The 22,488-nt window shown below is 65.0% G+C and carries 20 protein-coding genes; 8 read left to right on the forward strand and 12 right to left on the reverse strand.

Translation table 11 applies throughout. The features are described from left to right. Positions 1-127: 127 nt before the first annotated feature. From JJB99_RS07515 to JJB99_RS07525, 3 genes are read right to left on the reverse strand one after another with little or no spacing between them, the layout of a single operon-like run. Complete coding sequence (locus JJB99_RS07515) at positions 128-1,324, reverse strand: acyl-CoA dehydrogenase family protein (protein ID WP_200498173.1); 1,197 nt, start codon at positions 1,322-1,324, stop codon at positions 128-130. Between the two features lie 13 nt (positions 1,325-1,337). Continuing rightward, entirely contained in the window at positions 1,338-2,486 is a 1,149-nt protein-coding gene (locus JJB99_RS07520; protein WP_200498174.1) for an acyl-CoA dehydrogenase family protein, read from the reverse strand. Positions 2,487-2,490: 4 nt separating this feature from the next. Next, positions 2,491-3,345, reverse strand: coding sequence for an enoyl-CoA hydratase (locus JJB99_RS07525; protein WP_200498175.1), 855 nt, complete (start codon positions 3,343-3,345; stop codon positions 2,491-2,493). A 144-nt stretch (positions 3,346-3,489) separates the two neighbouring features. Between JJB99_RS07525 and JJB99_RS07530 the strand changes: the two genes are divergently transcribed. From JJB99_RS07530 to JJB99_RS07540, 3 genes are read left to right on the forward strand one after another with little or no spacing between them, the layout of a single operon-like run. Next, the gene (locus JJB99_RS07530; RefSeq protein ID WP_200498176.1) at positions 3,490-4,098 is read left to right on the forward strand and encodes a LemA family protein; all 609 of its coding nucleotides are present in this window, start codon (positions 3,490-3,492) and stop codon (positions 4,096-4,098) included. A 15-nt stretch (positions 4,099-4,113) separates the two neighbouring features. After that, a complete protein-coding gene (locus tag JJB99_RS07535) occupies positions 4,114-5,004 on the forward strand; it encodes a TPM domain-containing protein (protein ID WP_200498177.1) in 891 nt (296 codons plus the stop codon). Positions 5,005-5,009: 5 nt separating this feature from the next. Then, complete coding sequence (locus JJB99_RS07540) at positions 5,010-5,507, forward strand: TPM domain-containing protein (RefSeq protein WP_200498178.1); 498 nt, start codon at positions 5,010-5,012, stop codon at positions 5,505-5,507. A gap of 113 nt (positions 5,508-5,620) precedes the next feature. On the opposite strand, the gene JJB99_RS07545 is transcribed toward JJB99_RS07540, so the two are convergent. Continuing rightward, positions 5,621-6,433, reverse strand: a complete 813-nt coding sequence (locus JJB99_RS07545) for an MBL fold metallo-hydrolase (protein WP_200498179.1) — start codon at positions 6,431-6,433, stop codon at positions 5,621-5,623. Next, a complete protein-coding gene (locus JJB99_RS07550; RefSeq protein WP_200498180.1) occupies positions 6,430-6,801 on the reverse strand; it encodes a Crp/Fnr family transcriptional regulator in 372 nt (123 codons plus the stop codon). Before JJB99_RS07550 ends, JJB99_RS07545 begins: the two co-directional genes overlap by 4 nt. A gap of 307 nt (positions 6,802-7,108) precedes the next feature. Here JJB99_RS07550 and JJB99_RS07555 point away from each other — a divergent pair, with 307 nt between their 5' ends. The 3 genes from JJB99_RS07555 to JJB99_RS07565 all read left to right on the forward strand — a co-directional run bounded on the left by JJB99_RS07555 (position 7,109) and on the right by JJB99_RS07565 (position 9,909). Then, positions 7,109-8,092: a hypothetical protein gene (locus JJB99_RS07555; RefSeq protein WP_200498181.1), complete on the forward strand. Its 984-nt coding sequence runs from the start codon at positions 7,109-7,111 to the stop codon at positions 8,090-8,092. A gap of 94 nt (positions 8,093-8,186) precedes the next feature. Continuing rightward, the gene (locus JJB99_RS07560; protein WP_200498182.1) at positions 8,187-9,722 is read left to right on the forward strand and encodes a hypothetical protein; all 1,536 of its coding nucleotides are present in this window, start codon (positions 8,187-8,189) and stop codon (positions 9,720-9,722) included. 16 nt (positions 9,723-9,738) lie between these two features. Then, positions 9,739-9,909, forward strand: coding sequence for a hypothetical protein (locus JJB99_RS07565; RefSeq protein WP_200500469.1), 171 nt, complete (start codon positions 9,739-9,741; stop codon positions 9,907-9,909). Positions 9,910-10,118: 209 nt separating this feature from the next. On the opposite strand, the gene JJB99_RS07570 is transcribed toward JJB99_RS07565, so the two are convergent. Then, positions 10,119-10,766 carry a glutathione S-transferase family protein gene (locus tag JJB99_RS07570; protein WP_200498183.1) on the reverse strand — a complete coding sequence of 216 codons (648 nt, stop codon included), beginning with the start codon at positions 10,764-10,766 and terminating at the stop codon, positions 10,119-10,121. A 108-nt stretch (positions 10,767-10,874) separates the two neighbouring features. Continuing rightward, positions 10,875-12,080: a CaiB/BaiF CoA transferase family protein gene (locus JJB99_RS07575; RefSeq protein ID WP_200498184.1), complete on the reverse strand. Its 1,206-nt coding sequence runs from the start codon at positions 12,078-12,080 to the stop codon at positions 10,875-10,877. Between the two features lie 230 nt (positions 12,081-12,310). Here JJB99_RS07575 and JJB99_RS07580 point away from each other — a divergent pair, with 230 nt between their 5' ends. Next, entirely contained in the window at positions 12,311-14,395 is a 2,085-nt protein-coding gene (locus tag JJB99_RS07580; protein ID WP_200498185.1) for a tetratricopeptide repeat protein, read from the forward strand. Between the two features lies 1 nt (position 14,396). Here JJB99_RS07580 and putA read toward each other — a convergent pair whose 3' ends face one another. Beyond that, complete coding sequence (putA, locus tag JJB99_RS07585; RefSeq protein ID WP_200498186.1) at positions 14,397-17,396, reverse strand: bifunctional proline dehydrogenase/L-glutamate gamma-semialdehyde dehydrogenase PutA; 3,000 nt, start codon at positions 17,394-17,396, stop codon at positions 14,397-14,399. 114 nt (positions 17,397-17,510) lie between these two features. Between putA and JJB99_RS07590 the strand changes: the two genes are divergently transcribed. Beyond that, the gene (locus JJB99_RS07590; protein ID WP_200498187.1) at positions 17,511-17,972 is read left to right on the forward strand and encodes an Lrp/AsnC ligand binding domain-containing protein; all 462 of its coding nucleotides are present in this window, start codon (positions 17,511-17,513) and stop codon (positions 17,970-17,972) included. A gap of 171 nt (positions 17,973-18,143) precedes the next feature. On the opposite strand, the gene JJB99_RS07595 is transcribed toward JJB99_RS07590, so the two are convergent. From JJB99_RS07595 to JJB99_RS07610, 4 genes are all read right to left on the reverse strand, one after another. Continuing rightward, complete coding sequence (locus tag JJB99_RS07595; protein ID WP_008563500.1) at positions 18,144-18,344, reverse strand: cold-shock protein; 201 nt, start codon at positions 18,342-18,344, stop codon at positions 18,144-18,146. Between the two features lie 280 nt (positions 18,345-18,624). Beyond that, positions 18,625-18,933 carry a cytochrome c gene (locus JJB99_RS07600; RefSeq protein WP_200498188.1) on the reverse strand — a complete coding sequence of 103 codons (309 nt, stop codon included), beginning with the start codon at positions 18,931-18,933 and terminating at the stop codon, positions 18,625-18,627. A gap of 12 nt (positions 18,934-18,945) precedes the next feature. Continuing rightward, positions 18,946-20,145 carry a molybdopterin-dependent oxidoreductase gene (locus JJB99_RS07605; RefSeq protein ID WP_200498189.1) on the reverse strand — a complete coding sequence of 400 codons (1,200 nt, stop codon included), beginning with the start codon at positions 20,143-20,145 and terminating at the stop codon, positions 18,946-18,948. Positions 20,146-20,479: 334 nt separating this feature from the next. Next, complete coding sequence (locus tag JJB99_RS07610) at positions 20,480-22,210, reverse strand: adenylate/guanylate cyclase domain-containing protein (RefSeq protein WP_200498190.1); 1,731 nt, start codon at positions 22,208-22,210, stop codon at positions 20,480-20,482. Positions 22,211-22,488: the final 278 nt, after the last annotated feature.

Consider the following 22,488-nt stretch of genomic DNA (forward strand, 5'->3'; position numbering starts at 1 on the left):
CGAAGCTGGTAACTCCGAATCCCGGCAACCACATCTCCCTGTGATTATGGGTCACGGATCTGCGCTTCGCTTGTCCGGGACGACAGCGGAGAATGCGGTCCGACCTCGGGTTAAATCTTCAGTCTCCTCAAATCCCCAACATCATCTTCGCGATGATGTCGCGCTGGATCTCCGAGGTGCCGCCGAAGATCGTGTAGGCGCGGCCGTTGAGGTATTCCGGCATTACCGTCAGCATGTCCTCCGGGATCGGAGGCTCGTGGTTGAGCTTGTAGAGCGGGCGCATCGGCTCGACCGCGAGCGCATCGTGGCCGATCACGTCGGCGCCGAGGCGCGTCACGGCTTGGCGGATCTCGCTGTTGCGCAGCTTGAGGATCGACGACACCGCGCCGGGATTTTGCCCGGTCTGCAGTGCCGAGAGCACGCGCAGCTCGGTCATCTCGAGCGCATCGATATCGACCTCGACCTCGGAGATGCGGCTCGCGATGTCGGAGCTGTCGATGGCGCGGCCGGTCAGGTCGGACTCGGCCAGCTCCGCGATCGCCTTCAATCCCTCGCGCAGCTTCGCAGAGGCAATGCCGGAGCCGCGCTCGAACTCGAGCAGGTATTTGCCGTAGGTCCAGCCCTTGCCTTCCTCGCCGACGCGGTTGGCGACGGGCACGCGCACGTCGTCGAAGAACACCTGGTTGACCTCATGGTCGCCGCCGATGGTGAGAATGGGGCGCGTGGTGATGCCCGGCGTCTTCATGTCGATCAGGATGAAGCTGATGCCGTCCTGTTGCCGCGGGCCGTCGCTGGTGCGCACCAGCGCGAACATCCGGTTGGCGTGGTGCGCATGCGTGGTCCAGATCTTGGTGCCGTTGATGATGTAATCGTCGCCGTCGCGCACCGCGCGCGTTTTCAGCGAGGACAGGTCTGAGCCGGAGCCCGGCTCGGAATAGCCCTGGCACCAATAGTCTTCGCCGGAGAGAATCCGCGGCAGGTAAAAATTCTTCTGTTCCGGCGAGCCGAAACCGATGATGACGGGCCCGACCATCTTCACGCCCATCACGTTGACATTCGGCACACCGGCGCGTGCGGATTCGGTCTCGAAGATCCAGCGCTGTGCCGGTGTCCAGTCGGGACCGCCATATTCGACCGGCCAGCCCGGCGCGCCCCAGCCTCGGCTGTGCAGCGCCCGTTGCCAGGCCATGCCGACGTCTGGATCGGAGAACACCGACGGCGTCAGCGCGGTCACGCGCTTCATCTCCTCGGTGAGGTTTTTTGCGATGAAGCTTCGCACCTCGTCCTGGAAGGCGCGCTCGTCGGCATTGAACGACAGATCCATGATGCGCTCCTTGTCAGGCGGGTACAGCGGTGCGGCCAAGCTCCGCATGGCGGGCATAATGATGCGCGCTGCCGCCGAACAGCGTGTCGAAGGCGACCAGCCGCTTGAAATAGGCGCCGACCTCGAGCTCCTCGGTGACGCCCATGCCGCCGTGGAGCTGGATCGACTGCTCGCCGACGAACCGCGCGCATTTGCCGATCTTGGCTTTCGCGCCCGACGCGGCCCGCGCCCGCTCGACCGGCGGACTATCAGCCTTCAGCGCCGCCCGCAGCGCCATCGAGCGGGACTCATCGAGCTGCATGGCCATGTCGGCGAGGCGGTGGCGGATCACCTGGTTGGCCGAGAGCGGCCGGCCGAACTGTTTTCGAATTTTCGTGTATTCGAGCGTGGTGTCGAGCAGCGTCTGCATGATGCCGACGGCTTCCGCGCCGAGGGCGGCCATGGCGCGATCGACAGCCCATTCGATCGCGGGCAGGGCATCGCCGCCGTCACCGAGGCGCGCGTCCTCCGGCAGCTCGACGCCTGATAAGTCGATGTTGCAGGCGCGACCGCCGCCGAGACGTTGGTAGTCACTCATGGCAACGCTCGGCGTTTTCGCCTCTACCAGGAACAGGCCAATGCGCCCCGAAGGCCCCTGATGATCATGGATGTGCGCGGAGACGATGATCTCGTCGGCGGCGTGGCCGTCGAGCACCGCGATCTTGCTGCCGGAAAGGCGCCAGCCCCGCGCCGTCTTATGCGCGGTGGTCGCGACCTTGGTGAGATCGAACCGCGCCGGGCGCTCGGAATGCGCAAAGGCGAGTTTCAGCGATCCGTCCGCGACCTTCGGCAGCCGCGCCTGCTTCTGCGCCGTGCTCCCGCATCGCGCGATCAGCGCAGCACCAAGCACCACCGTCGCGACATACGGCTCGGATACCAGTCCGCGGCCAAATGCTTCCATCAAAATGCCGATCTCGACCGCGCCGCCGCCGAGCCCGTCAAACTCTTCCCCGATCGGCAGCGCCAGCCAGCCGAGCTCGGCGAATTGCTTCCACACTGCGGGGCTGTATCCGAGCGGATCGTTCGCCATTTTGCGGCGGTGCTCGGCATCGTAGCTTTCGGCCACGAAGCGCTCCGCGCTCTCGCGCAGCAGCCGTTGCTCGTCACTGAGAGTGAGGTCCATGTATCTACTCCGCGGCCGCCGGCGGCTTGCGCACGGACGGATGCAGGCCGGATGGGTCGACCACCATGCCGAACTCCTGAAGATTGTGGGCGTGACAGAGCTGATGCAGCGCAAAGGCTTGATCGATCGCGGCGGGCTGGCCCATCACATCGACGGAGCGATTCACGGCTTCCTTGGTCAGCTTCAGCGCGAAGGCCGGCTTTGATGCGATCCGGCGTGCCAACGCCAGCACAGATGAACAGAGCTCTGCGCGCGGCACAACCTGGTTGACCATGCCGAGTTGATGCGCTTCTTGCGCGCTCCAGCTGTCGGCCGTGAACAGGAACTCCTTGGCCTTGCGTGGGCCGAGCTCCCAGGGATGCACGAACCATTCGACCCCGCAGACGCCCATGGTGACAACAGGGTCGCAGAATTGCGCATCGTCGCTGGCGACGATGAGGTCGCAGGCCCAGGCCAGCATCAGGCCACCGGCGATGCACTTGCCGTGCACCTCGGCAATCGTCGGCTTGGCGAGATTGCGCCAGCGCCGCGTGATCTGGAGATAGATTTCCTGCTCGCGCGCAAAGCGGCCATGCGCGTTCGGCTCGGCGAAGCCGCCCCAATTTCCGATCGGCGGAAAATCGACACCTGCGGCATTCTTGCCGCCGGGCCGCAGGTCATGGCCGGAGGAGAAGTGCGGCCCGTTGCCGGCGAGGATGATCACCTTGACCGCGTCGTCCTGCACCGCCGCGTCGAAGGCGGCGTTGAGGTCGTAGGTCATCTGCAGGTTCTGCGCGTTGCGCGCCTCAGGCCGGTTCATCACGATCCGGGTGATCGCCGGCTCCGGCTGCTCCACGAGGATGGTCTCGAACGAGGACATCGCGTTTCCTCCGGCGTTTCATGTCGTCTTGTTGTTTCGTCGAGTTGACTATGTCGGCCGATGATAGGCAAGAGGCTTGCGTAAATCGGCTGCTTTCCGCCGCCAATCTGATAGTTTGCCCCCGATTCCACCGGGAGAAATTTGATGCGCAAGATCCTCACCGTGCTGGCGGCGCTGGCCTCGCTGAGCCTGACCAATTGCGGCTACAACGCGATCCAGACCGAGGACGAGCAGATCAAGGCCAACTGGTCCGAGGTGGTGAACCAGTATCAGCGCCGCGCCGATCTGGTGCCCAATCTCGTCAATTCGGTAAAGGGTTTTGCGCAGCAGGAAAAGGACGTGCTGCTCGGGGTCACCAATGCGCGCGCCAAGGTCGGCAGCATCCAGGCGACGCCGGAGGTACTGAACGACCCCGCCGCGTTCCAGAAATTCCAGGCCGCTCAAGGCGAGCTCTCCAGCGCGCTGTCGCGCTTGCTGGTCGTCACCGAGAATTATCCGCAGCTCAAGTCGGACGCGCTGTTCAGGGATTTGATGTCGCAGCTCGAGGGTACTGAGAACCGCATCACGGTGGCGCGCAACCGCTACATCAAGGCGGTGCAGGACTATAACGTCACCATCCGGTCCTTCCCGACCAATCTCACCGCGATGGCGTTCGGCTACAAGGAGAAGCCGAACTTCACGGTCGAGAACGAGAGGGAGATCTCGACCGCGCCGAAGGTCGATTTCAACCCTGCGCCGGCGCCATCGAAGTAAGCGCGTTCGCCTCCGATGCGCGCCGCGAAGGCCATCCTGCTCGCGCTGTTCCTCGGCTGGGGCTTTGCCGCCTCGGCCGATCTGGCCGTCCCGCAGCTCACCGGCCGCGTGGTCGACCAGACCGCCACGCTCTCCAGCAGCGACATCGCCGCGTTGACGCAAAAGCTGCGCGAATTCGAGACCCGCAAGGGCAGCCAGATCGCCGTCCTGATCGTATCGACCACGCAGCCGGAGACGATCGAGCAGTTCTCGATCCGCGTCGCGGAGGCCTGGAAGATCGGACGCAAGAAAGTCGACGACGGTGCGATCCTGATCATTGCCAAGAACGACCGGCATCTGCGCATCGAGGTCGGCTATGGCCTCGAAGGCGCGCTCACCGATGTGACCTCGCGGCGTATCATCGACGAGATCATCACGCCGAAATTCAGGACGGGCGATTTTGCGGGCGGCATCTCGGCCGGTGTCGACCGGATGATCCGGGTCATCGACGGCGAGCCGCTGCCGGTTCCCACGCCGACGGTGAATTTCGGCAATCTGGACGACATCGGGCCGCTCCTCATCGTGACGCTGTTCGCCTCGATCGGGGTGGGCGGGTTCATCCGGGCCATGCTGGGGCGCCTGCTCGGATCGTTGGCGACCGGTGGCATCATCGCCGCGCTGGCCTGGCTTATGCTCGGCTCTTTCGCACTCGCGATGGCCCTCGGCGTTGTTGGCTTCATCATCGGCTTCATCGCCGATCTGTTTCCAGCGATGGGGCCGAGCACGGGATTGTCGCGTGGCGGCGCGTGGTCGAGCGGCTCGGCCGGAGGCGGCTGGAGCAGCGGATCGTCGGGCAGCAGCGACAGCGGCAGCTTCAGCGGGGGCGGCGGCAGTTTTGGCGGCGGCGGCGCCTCGGGGAGCTGGTAGCGGTCATGAGCATCAAGCGCATCGCAAGACATCTTGTGCAGCATCATTGGCGGGCAAGGCAGATCTTTCCGCCGGAGGTGCTCGGTCGCATTGAGCAGGCGATCAAGCAAGGCGAGGCCACACATTCCGGCCAGGTCCGCTTCGTCGTCGAAGGCGCGCTCGACGGTCGCCCGCTGTTCCGCAACCAGCCGGCCCGCGCGCGGGCGCTCGACGTGTTCTCGCATTTGCGCATCTGGGACACCGCGCACAACAACGGTGTCCTCATCTACCTCCTGCTCGCCGACCGCGACGTCGAGATCATCGCCGACCGCGGCATCCATGCGAAGGTAGGGGCGGAGGGGTGGGAGCGCATCTGCCGCGCGATGGAGGCCGAATTCGCCTCGGGCCAGTTCGAGCGCGGCGTGATCAGTGGCATCGAGGCAGTGTCGAAGGAGCTGGCGAAGCATTTTCCCCCGGCGGGTGCGCATCCGAACGAGCTGCCGGATAAGCCTGTGGTGATGTGAGCTTCGAACTCCGTCATTGCGAGCGCAGCGAGGCAATCCAGAATCTTCCCGCGGTGACAGCCTGGGGTGCTTCGCTGCGCTCGCAATGACGGTTGTGGTAGAGGTTTGCGCGATCAATCGTCCAGCTTGTTCAGATCCCGCACCGACTGCATGATCGGCTCGAAGTTCGAGCGGGCGTCCAGCGCGTCGAACAATTGCGCGGTGTCCTCCAACAGGCCATGCGACCGCGCGATCGCGATGCGGACATCCTCCTGCGGGGTGTCGGAGAGGCGCCCATGTCCCGACAACAGGATCTTCGTATCCAGCCCCTTGATGCGTTCCAGCGACTGGATGTAGTCGGAGATGCTGCCCGAGCCGAACACGCCGCCCATCACGCCGCCCGGCATCAGCGTATCGGCGGCGAACAGCAGGCCCTTGTCCTGGTCGAACAGCGTGATGCAGGCCGAGGTGTGGCCCGGCGTGTACATCACGTTGAGACGGAAATTGCCGAGGTCGATCAGGTTGCCCTCCTCGAGCCAGATGTCGATATTAACAGGCACGTTCGGCTCGTTGAACATTTTTCGCAGCATCGAAAAGTCGTCGCGCAGCATGATCTTGTTGGCGGCGAGCCGATGGGCGGCGATGAAGGTGCGGCGCTCGTTGAAATGCCAGGCGGCGCCGATATGGTCGAGATGCTCGTGGCTCAGCACCACCATGTCGATCTTCTCTGGCGGGCAGCCCGCGAAGTTCAGGCACTCGACCATCGCCGGATAGTTCGAGGAGAGGCCGACGTCGATCAGGATCGTCCGCGCCGAACCGCGCACGAGATAGGCGTTCGCGGCCCGATTGGAGAAGCGGATCTGGTAGACGTCCTCCGCCGCCTGGATCAGCGAGCAGGTGTCGTTCTTCATCAGAATCGGAAATGCGGTCGGCTTCCGTTCGCTCATGATTCTGCTGCCCGGTAGGTGACGGCGTTGGAGGCGCGCAGGCGTTTCGACAGCGCATCCATCACCATCAATGCAAACGCCGGCTGCTGGCTGACGAGGTAGACGAAACGGGCGTGGTTGATACGCATCACCTTCGTGTTCGGCAGTGAGGCGATCGCAGTCGCCGAGCGCGCGGAGCCGTCGATCACGGCCATCTCGCCGAAGAACTCGCCCTTGCCGAGCTTGACGATGGTGGTCTTGCTCGCGCCGTTCATCTTGGCGATCTCGACCTCGCCGTCGAGGACGACGAACAACTCGCGGCCGGTCGAGCCCTCTTCGAAGATGACGTCATCGACACCAAACGCGTTGATGCATTTCTCGATCGTCATGGCACCCCCAAATGGCACCCCAAAAGTGGCACCCTCTAACGCCTTCTGGCTGACGGGACGGCTCATGTTAGCCGGACGCCGATGACGGGCAAACAACCCCTTCGGCTAAAGCCGGTCTCTGCCGCAGAGCAGCATCGACTGACAATTTGTTGCGCGCTGCCACGCCGGTTCCACTTTCCCGGCCAAATTCGGCCCCGGATGAGTTCCTAAAATTTCCGTAAGCGGGTCCGGAGGTAAGGATTTCGCAAGCAATGAAAGTTACCAAAAGGTCAATCCAGACTGGAGTATTTGAGCTGTGAGCCAACCAATGCCCGAGCAGGCTGCCCAGGATAATGGCGTCGTCGAAGCCGCCGCGACCGCGCCGCAGGCCGTCGAGGCTGCCGCCGGTTTCGAGGCCCCCTCGATCGCCCCTGACCATGAGGCGCCGCCGAAGCCTGATCCGGTGAAAGCGGATGCCCCCACGGCTGAACCGCCCCGGATCGAGGTGCCGAAATTCGATCCCAAAGCCGAGGGCAAGCCCGAGCCGAAGCCCGGCAAGCTCATCGTCATGGCGCCCTCGGATCGGTCCTGGGACCGCGAGGCGTTTGCTTCGCATGCGAAGGCGGACGAACCGCGCGAGGCCGGCGGCAAGCGCCGCCTGTCGGCGATGGCCGCGGTGGTGGCGATTGCGGCCAGCGTCGGTGCCATCAGCGGCGCACTCGCGACCGCCGGCATGATGCACTTTGCAGCCCCGGCCGCCGCGCCGGCGCAGGTCGCCGACACCAGCGCGCTGGATGCATCGGTCGCGCGGATCGATGCCGACCTCGTCGCGCTCAAGGCGAATGTCGAGCACACGTCCAAGACCGGCCTCAGCCAGTTCAACCGCGCCAACGACCGCCTCGACAAGCTCGAGAAGGCCCAGGCCGAGCCGCTGGCCAAGCTGGCAAAGCTGTCCGAGACCGTCGACAAGCTCCGCGCCACGCCGCCCGCCGCGCCCGCGCCCGTGCAGGCCGCGGCTGCGCCGGCCAAGGAAACCACCGGCTCGATCGCGCCGGCCCAGGTTGCGACCGCGGCCGCTTTACCGGCACCCGCGCCCGCCGCCCCCAAGGCCGAGGTCGGCCGGCTGCCGACGATCGAGGGCTGGAGGCTGCGCGACGTCGCCAATGGCGGCGCGCTGATCGAAGGCCGCGGCGGTCTCTACGAGGTCTATGCCGGCGATCCCATTCCCGGCGTCGGCCGCGTCGATGCGATCCGCCGCCAGGACGGCCGCTGGGTGGTCGTCACCAGCAAGGGCCTGATCGTCGCGCGCTAAGCGAAACTGTATTCGACTTTCAAAGAGGCGCTTCACCACCATGTGAGGCGCCTTTTTGCTTGAATAGGCGTCCCGGCGCGGTGTTACCTGAGCCATGAGCCGGGTGTTGCGAATTCTCGTTGCTGCCGTCGTCTTGTTGGGCGGCGCTGTCTCGCTCGTCGCAGCGGAGACCGCGCCGCTGAGGCGCGGCACGGCGATCACCGATCCCGATCTGCTGCGCAAGCTCGATCAGAGCGATGCACTCACGATCTCGCGCCTGTTGCGGCCGGAGCGGAACGCGGATTTTCCGCTGACGACCGACTTGATGTTCTCGTCGCTGCCGCAGCTTGCGCTCCTTCCACCCGCGATCGACGCGGAGTTCGAGCGCTACATTGCGCAGCAGAAGGCGGCCTATCCGGGCGAGACCCTCGGCGTCGGCGAGGGCTTTGACGTGCAGCTGTTCGATCGGGCCAATCTGAAATCGCCCGACACGCGGTTCGTGCTGGCCGGCATCGTCAACCGCATGGACCGCGCCTATGTCTCGGAAGAATCCTGCGGCGAGATCCGGTTGATCTACCGTCTGGCGCGGTTCGAGACGAAGCCGGACGGCGGCAAATTGGGGACGCGTCTGCCGATGACGCTCAACCTGGTGATGAAGGCGCGCGATGCGCGCCAGACCGACGCGAGCGGTAAGCCGATCACCTGCGCCGAGATTGCGCGACGCTGGCTCGACAATGGCGACTGGCAGGGGCTGATCGGCGGCAGCTTCCACCCCACCGATGCCATGCTCGACCGCATCGAGACCAACATCCAGGTCTCTGTCGCGCCGAAATCGGCGCTGCATGATTTCCGCTCCGACTATCTGCTTAAGGTGTTCAAGTACAATGCTGCGACGAAGACCTTCGAGGAAGCGACGCTGGAGAACCAGATCGACCGCGACCGCATTCTCGCCGACGATGCGCTCCGGCGCGATTTCAAGGACTGGCTGCTGACGCCCGAGAACTTGCGCGAGTTCGATCGCGGCACGGTGCTGATCCCTGAGAAGTTTCTGGCCAAGGCTGCGGTGGTGCCGACGCCGGCCGGGCTCGATGCGTCTGCGTTGCAGCCGGAATTCGGCATGACGCAAGGTGAGGGCAAGGACAATCCCGTCTTCAGCGACGACGACGTGGTCGGCGCGCTAAAGCAGGCGGCCGCGCGCGGGGACCTGCAGAACATCCGCTCCATCGCGGGCTTCCAGCGCCGCCTCAACGACGTCACCTGCGCCGGCTGCCACCAGACCCGCGGCATCGGCGGTTTTCATTTTCCCGGCGTGGACTGGCTCGCGGACAAGCCGTCCAACGCCACCATCGTGCCGGCCTCGCCGCATTTTGTCGGCGACCAGCTCCGCCGGCGCGACATCCTTGCCGCGTTCGCTGCGGGCAAACGCCCTGATTTCTCACGCGGATTTGCCAGCCGGCCGCAGACCCGTGGCAGCGGAGAGCTTGGCGGCAGCGAATATCAGGACGGATGGGGCGCGCATTGTTCCCTGCCAAATGCGGGATCAGGAACGCGGGATGAGAGTTTTACGTCATGGAGCTGTGCTAAAGGCTTGACCTGTCAGGCCGCCGCGGCCTCGCGCCGCATCGGCATGTGCTTCATCAAGACGCGTTAAGCCTCAAGCGATTTGGATGACCATGACAGACACCAGCGAAGCCAACAAGGAGCGCAATCGCGAGATCGCGCGCAATGAGGAAGCCAAGCAGGTGACCGGCAGCATCCGCGTCAGCGCCTGGGCGATGACGGTGGCGGCGATTGTCGGCGGGATCCTGTTCACGCTCGGCTGGCTGGCGCTAAAGTAACGACGCGGAGTTTCTCTTCGCCTCTCCCGCTTGCGCGGAGAGGCCGAAATTCGCGCGGAAGCGCGAATTCCGGGTGAGAGGGACTCTCCGCGGGTCCAACTCTCATCGTGATTGCGGAAGCAGCCCCTCACCCCAACCCTCTCAGCGCGAGCGAAGCTCGTCGCGGCCCCGTAACAACGGGGAGAGGGAGAAGAAAGAGCGCTCGCCCCTCAACTCGCGTAGTTCGTCATCCGTTGCCCTGGCAGCAGCTCATACGCCGGCTTCCAGCCGGGCAGCGCGGCCATGCGGCCGAGCCAGGCGTGGATGGCGGGATGGCTCGCGGCGAAATCGAAGCCGTGCTCGTCGCTCGGATAGTGCAGATAGGCCATCATCGAGATGTCGGCGATCGTGGGCCTCACTCCGATCGCGAATTCATTGTGTTGGAGATGCCCGTCGAGGATGCCGAGGAAGTCGTCGAGCCGCCGGCGAAAATGCTTCAGCACCTGCGGATCGTTGTTCTCGGTGAAGGCGCGCATGAAGCGGTAGGTCGCCATGTAGCCGGTGAGCTTGTGGTTGTCCCAGAACAGCCAGCGCAGCAGCTCGAACTTTTCCTGCTCCATCTCGGCGCCGAAACGGCCATATTGCCCGACAAGCTTGAGCAGGAGCGGCGCGGTCTGCGTCATCTTCACGCCGTCGATCTCGAGCACGGGAATCTCGCCCATCTCGTTGACGTTCCGGCGCCATTCCGCCGTGCGCGTGACGCCGCCGCCGAAATCGGTCCACACCGGCTCGAAGGTCTCGCCGCAAAGCGTCAGCATCAGCGCCAGCTTGTAGCTGTTGCCGGATTCCGGGAAGTAGTGCAGGCGGTAGCTGGGCATGGGACCTCGCAATGGGGACTTTGTGGCGCGAGCTATCTCCTCGCCGTCGTCCCGGATCTGCGCTACGCTTGTCCGGGACGATAGCGGAGTATGTGGCGTCAGTGCACCTTAGCCCACCGCCCCCTTCGACCGCAGCTCTTTGATCGCCTGCTCGTCATATCCCGCCGCGCGCAAAATCTCGTCACTGTGCTCGCCGACGCCGGGCGGCTTGCGCGGCTGGACTTTCTTGGCGCCGTCGATCCAGATCGGGCTGTTGATGGTGAGCATGGTGTCGTTCTCGAACGGCACCAGCACCTCGTTCTCGAGCATCTGCTTGTCATTGGGAATGTCGTCGAGAATGCCGACGACGCCGAACACGAGGCCGTTGCCGTCGAGAATCTCGCGCCATTCGGCGAGGTCCCTGGTGGCGAAGGTCTCGTCCAGAATCTTGATCAGCTCGACCGAGCGGGCGTGGCGATCGGCCTTGGTGGCGAAGCGGGGATCGTCGATCAGGTCTTCGCGCCCGAGGCATTTGGCCAGCGCCGGCCACTGCCGCTCCTCGTTGAGCAGCGACAGGATCAGCCAGCGGCCGTCCTTGCACTGGTAGTGGTTGGCGACCGCATTAAGCGCCCGTTCGCGCGGCCGCCGCTCGCCGAACTTGGCCCCGCAGAGCTTGGCCTGCGCCAGCACGCTCGCCGCCCACACCCCATTCGCCATCAGGTTCGATTTGACATGCGAGCCCTTGCCGGTCTTCTCGCGCTGATACAGCGCGGTGACGATGGCGCCGTAAAACGCCATGGCGCAGGGGTGGTCGCCCATGCCGGCGACCGAGCGGGCCGGGGTGGTGTCGGTGTCGGCGCGCACGAGGTCCATCAGGCCGGAACGCGCCCAATAGGCGTTGCTATCGAAGCCGGGCTTGTTGGCTTCCTCGCCCTTCTCGCCGTAGCCGGTGAAGGAGGCATAGATCAGCCGGTCGTTAAGATGGGCGAGGTGGCCATAGGTGATGCCGAGTTTGGCGCGCACCGGCGGCGGCATGTTGGTGATGAAGACGTCGGCCTCTTGCACGAGCTTGTAGAGCACGGCCTGCGCCTCGGACTTTGCAAGGTCGAGCGCGATGCTCTTCTTGTTGCGGGCCTCCAGCAGCCAGGCGAAATTGTGCTCGCCGGCCGGATAGCCCGGCAGGTTCGGCAAATTGCGATAGGGGTCTCCCGCGCCGGGCGGCTCGATCTTGATGACGTCGGCGCCGAAATCCGACAGCACGGTCGCAGCCGCGGGCGCGGCGATGAAGCTCGCGCAGTCCAGGACCTTGAGCCCTGCAAAAATGCCTTTTTCCATCGCGGCGTTGTTCCCTCGCTATTGGTTCCGCCGGCTGGAATTTCGCAATCCCTGACAGCACAATCATTTGACCGATGTTCCCCCGGGATGCAACGGCGTCCGGCAGTCGCTTTCTCGGGGGTCGGCATGCCGGACGGTTATGGCAATCGCCTCGTTCCGGTTGTAGAGCTTCTCCGCCGGCTCGACCCTCATCGAGCCGGCACGTCTTCGTCTCGAAGGATCAGCCGGCCATGTCGATGCCGTTCGTCCGCCTGACGCTCCCGGCTGCATTCATGATCTGGTGCGCCGTGCCCGCTGCGGCCCATGCGGGCGACCTCGAAGACTGCAACGGCCCGGCCGCCGCGAAGATCGAATCTGCCTGCACCGCCGTCATCGACGATCCATCACACACCGCCGACGAGCGCGTTCGCGCCCATGTGAACAGATCCCGCCTGTTCATGAGCCGCTCCAACCTCGATGCCGCGCTGGCGGACGCCGATGCGGCGGTCCAGCTCGACCCGAAATCCGTTCCCGCCCTGCTGTCGCGCGGCTATGCGCGACAGCGAAAGGCAGATTTCGCCGGCGCGCTCGCCGACATCAACCAGGCCATCGAGCTCGATCCCAAGTCGCCGAACGCGCATGCGGCGCGTGGCAGCCTCAGGATCGATCAGAAGCAGTGGACGGATGCCGCCGCGGATTTCACCGAGGCGCTCAGCCTGCGCCAGGATTTCGTCCAGGCCTATGTCGGGCGTGCGCGGGCCTATATCGAGACCGCCCAGCTCGATCAGGCCATGACCGACCTCAACACCGCGATCTCGATGACGACGAGCCTGCCGGTGGCCTTCTACTGGCGCGGCCAGGTCTATCGCCGCAAGGGCGATATCGATCACGCCATCGAGGATTTTTCGCGTGCGATCGCGCAGACGCCGCGTCCCGATCGTGCTTTCTATTTCGCAAGGGGACAGCTCTTCAGCTCCAAGGGCGACTACGCGCGCGCGATTGCGGACTTCGACAAGGTTCTGTCGGTTGCCCCGAACGACCCGGCCGCACAGCAACAGAAGCAATCCGCCATCGCGATGCAGGCCGAGCTCGCGAAGGTGAAGGGTGGGACGCCTGCTTCTGCTGCGACCAAGGAGGCTACTGCGGCTCCGCCGGTGCCGCAGGCAACGGCGCCGCTGGCGACGATCCCGCCGGGAACGCTGCGGACCTCGCCGCCGGCCCTGAGCGAGGCGGCGCAGCTGATGGCCCAGAAGAAATACGCCGAGGCGCTTCCTCGCCTCAACACGGTGCTCGCAGCCGACCCCCGCAACCAGGCTGCGCTCCGATTTCGCGTGGCGGCGAGCCTGTCGTTGTCTCGTTTCGCCGAAGCAAAGACCGACCTCGACGTGCTGCTCGAGCTGAAGCCGAACGACTCGCAATTGCTGACCTCACGGTCGGTGGCCTTGATCGGCCTGAAGCAGTTCGATCAGGCGGCGGCCGCTGCCAATCAGGCGCTCAGCTCCAATCCGAACAATGCCGCCGCCTTCGTCTGCCGCGGCATGGTCAGCCGCCTGACCGGAAAATTGCAGGACGCCATCGCCGATTACGACCGCTCGATCGCGCTCAACGACAGGGACTACATGGCCTATTCCGAGCGCGGTCAGGCCTATATGGGGCTCAACCAGAACGACAAGGCCGTGGTCGATTTCGACCGTTCGCTGGTGCTCAATCCGCTCAACGACGCCGCGCGTGCCTCGCGCGGGCTGGTGCTGCTGTTGAAGGGAAACACAAATGAGGGCCTGGTCGACGTCAAGAACGCGCTCGATCGCAACCCCAATAATCAGACCGCCGAGCTTGGCCAGGGGCTGGCGATGCTGATCTCGGGACAATATGACCGCGCCATCGTGGCGCTCGACCAGCTCGCCGGCAAGACGCCCGCCGATGCATTCGTGCGCACGCTCCGCGCACGCGCCTACCTCGCCAAGAAGGATGCAGCCCACGCCATGACCGACCTCGATGCTGTGCTGCGCATGCGGCCGAACGATCCGGATGCGCTCGGCCTGCGTGGGATCGCCTTCACCTCGATGCAGCAATACGACAAGGCGCTGGACGATCTCGGCAAGGCGATCATGCAGAAGCCGACGATCGAGCGCTATTTCGCGCGCGCGGGTGCCTACGAGGCCAAGGGCGATCTGGACAAGGCGGCCAGCGACTATCGCAGCGCCACCGAGCTGACGCCGGCCAGCGTGTTCGACATCGCGGCACAAAACCAGTCCAAGCTGAAGATCCAGCAGCTGTCCAAGCGCATCCCGTGCGGCAATGCCGCGCGCGGCGACAAGGACGGCTCCTGTCTGTAATCTATTCCTCGCCTGCCAGCAGTGCAGCGTTGCCGCCCGCGGCCGCCGTGTTGATGGTCACGGTCTGCTCGGTGGCAAACCGCGCGAGGTAGTGCGGGCCGCCGGCCTTCGGGCCGGTTCCGGACAGGCCGTTGCCGCCGAACGGCTGCACGCCGACCACGGCGCCGATCATGTTGCGGTTGACATAGATGTTGCCGACCTGAACGCGATCGATGATGGCTTCGATGGTGTCGTCGATGCGGGAATGGACACCGAGGGTGAGCCCGTAGCCGGTGCGATCGACCGCCTGCAGCACGCGTTCGAGGTTTTCGGCGCGGTAGCGCACAACATGCAGGATCGGGCCGAACACCTCCTCGGTAAGCTGGCCGGCGTCGTTGAGCTCGAAGATGTGCGGCGCGACGAAGCAGCCTTCCGGCGTCGTGCCGGCAAAGTGCAGCCGCGCCTCTCCCTTCATCCGCGCGATATGCGCATCGAGCCGCTGCTTGGCCTCGAGGTCGATCACCGGCCCGACATGGGTCGCGACATCTGCGGGATCGCCGATCCTCAATTCACGCGCGGCGCCCGCGATCATCTCGATCATACGGTCGGCGACGTCCTCCTGCACAAACAAGAGCCGCAGCGCCGAGCAGCGCTGGCCGGCGGAACGGAAAGCGGAGGTGACGACATCGTCGGCGACCTGCTCGGGCAGCGCGGTGGCATCGGCGATCATGGCGTTGATGCCGCCGGTCTCCGCGATCAGCGGCACGATCGGCCCGTCCTTGGCGGCGAGCGTCCGGTTGATCGCCCGCGCGACCTCGGTCGAGCCGGTGAAGACGATTCCGGCGACATCAGGATGCGCGGTCAGCACCGCGCCGGTGCGGCCGTCGCCGGTGACGAGATGCAGCCCCCTCTTGGGGATGCCGGCCTCGTGCAGCAGGGCAACGGCCTCACGCGCGATGCACGGCGTCTGCTCGGCGGGCTTTGCCACCACGCTGTTGCCGGCCATCAAGGCCGCTGTGACCTGGCCGAGGAAAATCGCCAGCGGGAAATTCCACGGCGAGATCGCCACGAACACGCCGCGACCGCGCATGGCGAGCACGTTGCTCTCGCCGGTCGGGCCCGGCATGGCGGCTTCGCTGCCAAACAGCTTTCGGCCCTGCGCGGCATAATAGCGGCAGAAATCCGCGGCCTCGCGTAGCTCCGACAGCGCATCGTCGAGCGTCTTGCCGCCTTCGCGTTGCAAGAGCGCGATGAAATGGGCGCTGCGGCTCTCCAGCAGGTGCGCCGCCTGCTCCAGCGCTGCCGCGCGCAGGGCTGCCGGCGTCCGGCTCCAACTGGAAAAACCCGTGCGTGCCGCGGCGATGGCTGCATTGGCTTGATCAGGCGTCGCATCGGGGAGCGGCTTGAGATCGGCCGCTTCCGCCCTGACGTCCGCCAGCAACCGGTCGAGCGCGGCACGCTCGCCGAACTCGACGCCGTGCGAATTGCGCCGCTCGGGCGCGAACAGATCGGCCGGCAGCGGAATTTTTGGATGGGCCGCCGCTTGCGGCCGGACAATGGCATCCGCCGGACGCTGCAACAGCGCTGGGACGGGGACGCGATAATCGGCGGCCTGTGCCACGAACGACGAGTTGGCGCCGTTCTCCAGCAGCCGCCGCACCAGATAGGCAAGCAGGTCGCGATGGCTGCCGACCGGCGCGTAGGTGCGGTAGGCGATATCAGGGTGATCCTTGGCGAGCTGCTCGTAGAGCGCCTCGCCCATGCCGTGCAGGCGCTGGAATTCAAAGCCGCCGCTGCCGTCCGCGAGCTCCAGCACGGTCGCGACCGTCAGCGCGTTGTGGGTGGCGAATTGCGGGAAGATGCGCGGCCGCAAGGCCAGCAGCTTCGTCGCGCAGGCGACGTAGTTCAGATCCGTCATCGCCTTGCGCGTGAACACGGGATAGCCGTCGAGTCCGCGCTCCTGCGCGCGCTTGATCTCGGTGTCCCAATAGGCGCCCTTGACCAGCCGCACCATCAGCTTGCGGTCATGCGCACGGGCCAGTGCATCGACATAGTCGATCACCGCGCTGGCGCGCTTCTGGTAGGCCTGAATGGCGAGGCCGAAGCCGTCCCAGCCAGCAAGGGAGGGATCAGCGAGCGTTGCCGCGATCACGTCGAGTGACAGCTCCAGCCGGTCGGCCTCCTCGGCGTCGACGGTGAAATTGAGATCATGGGCCTTGGCGCGCCGGGCGAGATCGAGCAGCTGCGGCACCAGCTCGCGCATCACGCGTTCGCGGCTGATCGCCTCGAAGCGCGGATGCAGCGCCGAGAGTTTTACCGAGATGCCAGGCCGGTCGGGCAGGGGATGGCTGCCTGCCGCCTTGCCGATGGTCTCGATGGCGCTCGCATAGGCGTCAAAATAGCGCTTCGCATCGGCGGCGGTGCGGGCGCCTTCACCGAGCATGTCGAAGGAATAGCGCGACTTCTGGCCGGAGCGCGGCCTGCCTCGCTCCAGTGCCTGCTCGATGGTCTCGCCCAGCACGAAATGATTGCCCATCAGCCGCATCGCCTGGCGCGTGGCGGTGCGCACCGCCGGCGCGCCCAGCCGCTTCACCAGCCGGCCGATGGTGCCGTCAGGTGTCTCGCCGGGCTGGATCACCCGGGCCGACAGGCCGAGCGCCCAGGCCGAGGCGTTGACCAGGAACGCCGTGGACTTCGTTTCGTGATGGATGAAGTCGCCCTCGCCGAGCTTGTCCTCGATGAACTGGTCCGCGGTGCGCGCGTCTGGCACGCGCAGCAGCGCCTCGGCCAGCACCATCAGCGCCAGACCTTCCTTGGTCGAGAGCGCGAACTCCCGCAGCATGTCCTCGACCCCGCCGAGCCGGTCGTCGCGCTTGCGGATCGCCTCGACCAGCCGCGTCGCGGTGCGGTCGATCCGCGCTTCCTGCGGCGGGGCCAGATGCGAAGCCGGCAAGAGCTTTGCTGCGATCTCGGAATCATCAGGCGCGTAAGGCGCGGTGAAGGGCGGCGGAATGTTCGGCATGGCGTGTCCTGTGGCTGAAACCCAGGATAAGGCCCACCTGACCGTAGTTCGATAGACAAACTAGACCAATTGCCTTAGAAAATGAAGATAGGCTGGTCACAGGCAAGATAAAATATGGAACTTGATCGAACAGACCGGAAAATCCTCGCGGTTTTGCAGCAAGATGGGCGAATCGCCAATGTCGAGCTCGCCGAACGCATCGGCCTGTCGCCGACCTCGATCGGCGAGCGGCTGAAGCGCTTGCAGCGCGAGGGTTTCGTCGAAGGCTACGGCGCGCGGCTCAATCCGCACCGGCTGGGACTTGGCCTGCTCGTGTTCGTCGAGGTGCTGCTCGACAAGACCACGCCGGACAATTTCGAGCGCTTCGCGCGCGCGGTGAAACTCGCCCCTGAAGTGCTGGAGTGTCACATGGTCGCCGGCGGCTTCGACTATCTGCTGAAGGCGCGGCTTGCGGACATGACCGCCTATCGACGCTTCCTCGGTGAGACCCTGCTGTCGATGCCGGGCGTGCGCGAGACGCGGACCTATGCGGTGATGGAGGAGATCAAGCGCGACGCACCGTTGCCGGTGGGTTGACGAAGTGCCGTCGCGATTGTCGTTGCTGTGGCGTTGAAAGATGCGGTCTTCGCGGGAAAAATAGCTCTCCGTGTGCAGTCGCAACGCCTGTCGTCGAATGCACTGGCCGTCTTCTAAAATTTTCTTGGCCCGCTCCCGGACAAATCCGGGAGGCAGCAAAGGCTGGCGGGCTTATACTTTGAGGTTCTCTGCGGAGGTCTTGCCCCGATTTGCGATCTCTTCGTATTCAACCGTCTGTCCCTCGTTGAGGGTGGACAGACCGGCCTTCTGCACTGCCGAGATATGCACGAACACATCCTTGCCCCCCGACGCAGGCTGGATAAATCCATAACCCTTCGTCGGGTTGAACCACTTGACCGTACCTTTAGCCATCACGACTTCTCCGCGGGTCTTCCTCCGAGATCGCGAACCGCCAGTCCCCGCCAACCGGCCGGTTCGGTCCTAACAGGATACGCGGATTGTGGCGGGCTTGGTAGCTCAAACCACATCGGCATTTCGCCGAATTCCGCTCAACTTCGCAGCGTTTTTACCGGATTTGCCCGTTTCGCGATCAAACGACCAGGGCGCCGCGTGCCATCTTGCGAAAGAGGGAAGAGCGGCGGTTCTTCCTGACCCTCCCGTCCGGGGAGGGTAAGAGAAAGCGCGCTCGCCGTCAGTACGTGTTGGCCAGATAATCGACGATCTTGCCGACATCGGCATCGTCGATCGGCGCACCATAGACCTTGATCATCTTGGTGACCTCGGCCTGCCAGAAGCCTTTCTTGTCCTTCATCGGCGGCTGCGTGGCGACGTAGTCGGACGAGTGACAAGCGGTGCAATTGCCCTGAACCACCTCGAGATTGGGCCCGGGCTTGAACGCGGCGACCTCATCTGGGGTCTTGTAATTGACCGGCGCTGCAAGTGCTGAACCCACCAATGCGGCGAGAGCGAGTGAGGCGGCGAGGGGAACGGTACGCTGCATGATCATTCTCCCTCAGGCCACGTTGACGCGGACGGTTTCGACGACATTGCGCAGATAACCCGCCGGGTTCCAGCGCGGCGTGTCCGGCTGCGTCTCGCCGCCATTGCCGGTGGCGCGGACCTTCAACTCGACCTGTCCGGCTGCGAGCTTCACCGGCAGCTTCCATTCGCGGAAGGAGTATTTGCCGAGATCCTTGCCCAGCCTGGCGCTGGCCCAGGTCTTGCCGCCGTCGGTGGAGACCTCGACCTCCTTGATGCCCTTGCCGCCGTCGAAGGCGATGCCGCGCAGCGTCGTGCGGCCCGCCCTCAGCTTGGCGCCGTCAGGCACATTGGTGATGAACGAGCGGATGGTGAAGCGGTTGATCGGGATCGTCGCCTTCGGCGCGGTGCCCGGCTCGATCGCATTGTTCGGCGTATCGGGAATGCGATAGGCCGACTTCATCCAGAAGCCGTCATAGACATTGTCGACGACGGTGATCTCGTTGAGGTGCTTGACCCAGTAGGTGCCGTAATAGCCGGGCACGACCAGCCGCAGCGGAAAGCCGTTGAGGAACGGCAAATCCTCGCCGTTCATGCCATAGGCCAGCATCACCTCGCCGTCGCTGGCGTGATCGAGATCGAGCGCCTTGATGAAGTCGGGCGTCTTGTCGCTGGCCGGGCCGTCCATGCCGTTGAAGGTGACCTGCCTGGCGCCGGCCTGCACGCCGGCCATGTTCAGCACGGCCTTCAGCGGCACCCCGCGCCAGCGCGCATTGCCCATCGCACCGTTGGCGAGCTGACCGCCGGCAACGCGCGGTTCGGAAAAGCCACGGCTGTTGCCGGAGCACTGGTTGACGGCGACGATCTCGCTCGCCTTCATCTTCTTGATGTCGCTCAGCGAGAGCTTGAGCGGCTTGTCGACCTTGCCCTTGACCTCCAGCGTGAATTTGTCGGGGTCGAGATTGTAGGGCAGGTCGGAGAGGTGATAGCGCACGAAGAACGCATTGTTGGGCGTGATCGGGCCGTCGTTGAACACCGCGAACGGCGTCTCGAGCTGCGGCGGCCGGCTGGTCAGGCCGATCATCAGCCGCTTCTGCGGATATTTCACCAGCGGCCGTTCGCCATTGGCGAATGGGAGCGTGACGGTGTCGAGGGCCAGCGCCTTGCTGGAATTCAGTGTGGCCGCCATGGCGGCAAGGCCTGCTCCTTTGAGCAGGTCGCGTCGATCGAACATTCTCGTCTCCTCCCGGAGCGTTTCGCTGGGCCAGCAGTCATCACTGCGATCCCGCGCTCATCTGTCGCAACGACTCAGCGGAAGTCAATTCGTGCTTTCGCAGCAAGCCCATGCCGCTGCGTTGCAGCAAGCCGGTGTCGCGCTGGTAACGAGATTGAGCGGGGCTGTAGTCGCGAAGACGGTGCGCTCCCGCCCCGTTTCTTACGGGGAGAGGGTTGGCGTGAGGGGCTTCTCTCCGCGCGTGTGACTGTCGTGAAACCTGTACCCCCTCACCCGGAAATCCGCGCTGCGCGCGAATTCCGACCTCTCCCCGCAAGCGGGGAGAGGTGAAGAGTCACGCCGCCACGCGCTCGCCTCGTTCGACCAGCGCCGCCAGCCCCCTCGCATCCGCAACGACACTCACCGCCATCGGCTCGTCGCGGCCGCGGATCGCGACCTGCTGCTGCGGCAATGCGTCCCCGGCAAGGCCTGCGGTGCGGCGTACCTCCTCGGAGACGATCGCTTCACAGGCGAGCGTCTTGGTCATGTCCTGGAGGCGGGCGGCGACGTTGACGGCGTCGCCGAGCGCGGTGAAGACGATGTGATCGCGATAGCCGATGTCGCCGATGATGACCTCGCCGCCATGAATGCCGATACCGAAGCGGATCGGCTGGCGCAGATCGTGGCTCAGGAGCTCGTTGAGCTCGTCGATATGCGTGGCAATGCTGCTGGCTGCCTTCAGCGCCTGCCGGCAGGCCGTTTGCGCATCGGCCGACAGCCCGAACAAGGCCAGCATGCCGTCGCCGACGAACTGGTTGGGCTGACCGCCGTTCTCGATCACGGCCTGCGAGACCGCGCCGAGGAAACGGTTGACGATGAAGACGGTGTCGAACGGCAGCCGCTTCTCGGCAAGCTGCGTCGAGCCGCGCATGTCCACGAACAGGCTGACGAGATAGCGCTCCTGGCCGATTCGCGCGGGCGTCGTGGCCTGCCCGGCCGCCGCATGTGTGTGTGGCGCGAAGAGCTGGAAGAAGGAGAGGTCGCACTCCGGCCGCAGCTGGCAGGCGAGACGGATCGAGGGATCGGCGGTGCCGACGCGGGCGAGCACGAAGGCCTCGCGCTGCGACGGTTCGGGCAGGGCGGCATGGTCGCCAATGATGCGGATGCGGCAGGTCGAGCAGCGGGCACGGCCGCCGCAGACACTGGCATGCGGCACGTTGTGGCGCAGGCTCGCCTCCAGCACCGACAGGCCCTTTGGCACGCGCACCGTCTTGCCGTTGCCGTAGGACAGCGCGATCATGCCGCCGCGCCGTTCGCGCAGGGCGCGCAACCCGCGCGCCGCCAGCGCCAGTCCGAGCAGGCCGAGATAGCCAAGGGTGACGGCGCCGGTGATGCGCTCGAGCGTGTCAGCCTCCGCAACCGTGCCGACCTGACGGCTGGTGAAATTGTGTGTGCGCCACTCGCCATCATCGGCCTCGACCACGATGCTGCGGCCGCCCTGGTAGACGCCGAGCAGCGCCAGCGTCGGGATCAGCACGGCGGCCGCGAGCAGATAGGGCGCCGCGCGCGCGAAGAACGGCTTGAGCCGAAGCCAGAAATAGATGCCGATGCAGCCGTGGACCCAGGCGATGATCAGCAGGATGGTCATGGTCCAGATGCGGTTCGACCCGACGAAGAACAGATAGAGCTCCTGCGGATAGTGCTTCTGGTGTCCGTACAGCGTCTGGCCGAGCCGCACGCCGATCACATGCGCCATGACCAGGACAGGGATGCTGAGGCCCAGCACGAGCTGGAGCGGCTCGATGGTCTTCCAGCGGAACTGCCGGCGCTGGTACAGGGCATAGACGCCGAGCCCCATATGGGTGAGCGCTGCGGTGTAGAACAGGATCGCGACGGGCAGGAATTGCCAGAACGCCATGTGATAGGTGACGCCGATCTCCATGGCATCGACCGAGATGTTGCCGAGCGCATGGTTGAGGAAATGGCTGACCACATAGGCGAACAGGATGATGCCGCAGACCAGCCGCACCTGCCGCACGCCGGTCGAGCGGACGAGTTCGGACATCTGTGCGGGAGCGGCGGCCATGATTCGGTTGTATCAGTTCATGAAGGAGAACAGCCAGCCTAGCGTTTAATTCCCGGAGTGGACAGGTTGTGAGGTCACATGCGCGGCAAGATTACGAAACAGTAGGGAAGACACCACGCCCACTGCTGTCGTCCCGGACAAGCGCACCCCCAGGCGCGCGCCGATCCGGGATCCATAACCACAGGCAGGTGTTTGGCGAGGTTCGTTACCAGCTCGTCCGGCAGCTTCTCCCTGTGATTACGGGTCTCGCGTCTGCGCTCTCGCTTGCCCGGGACGAC

The organism is Bradyrhizobium diazoefficiens (assembly GCF_016616235.1).
In the GTDB taxonomy this organism is placed as follows: Bacteria; Pseudomonadota; Alphaproteobacteria; order Rhizobiales; family Xanthobacteraceae; genus Bradyrhizobium; species Bradyrhizobium diazoefficiens_H.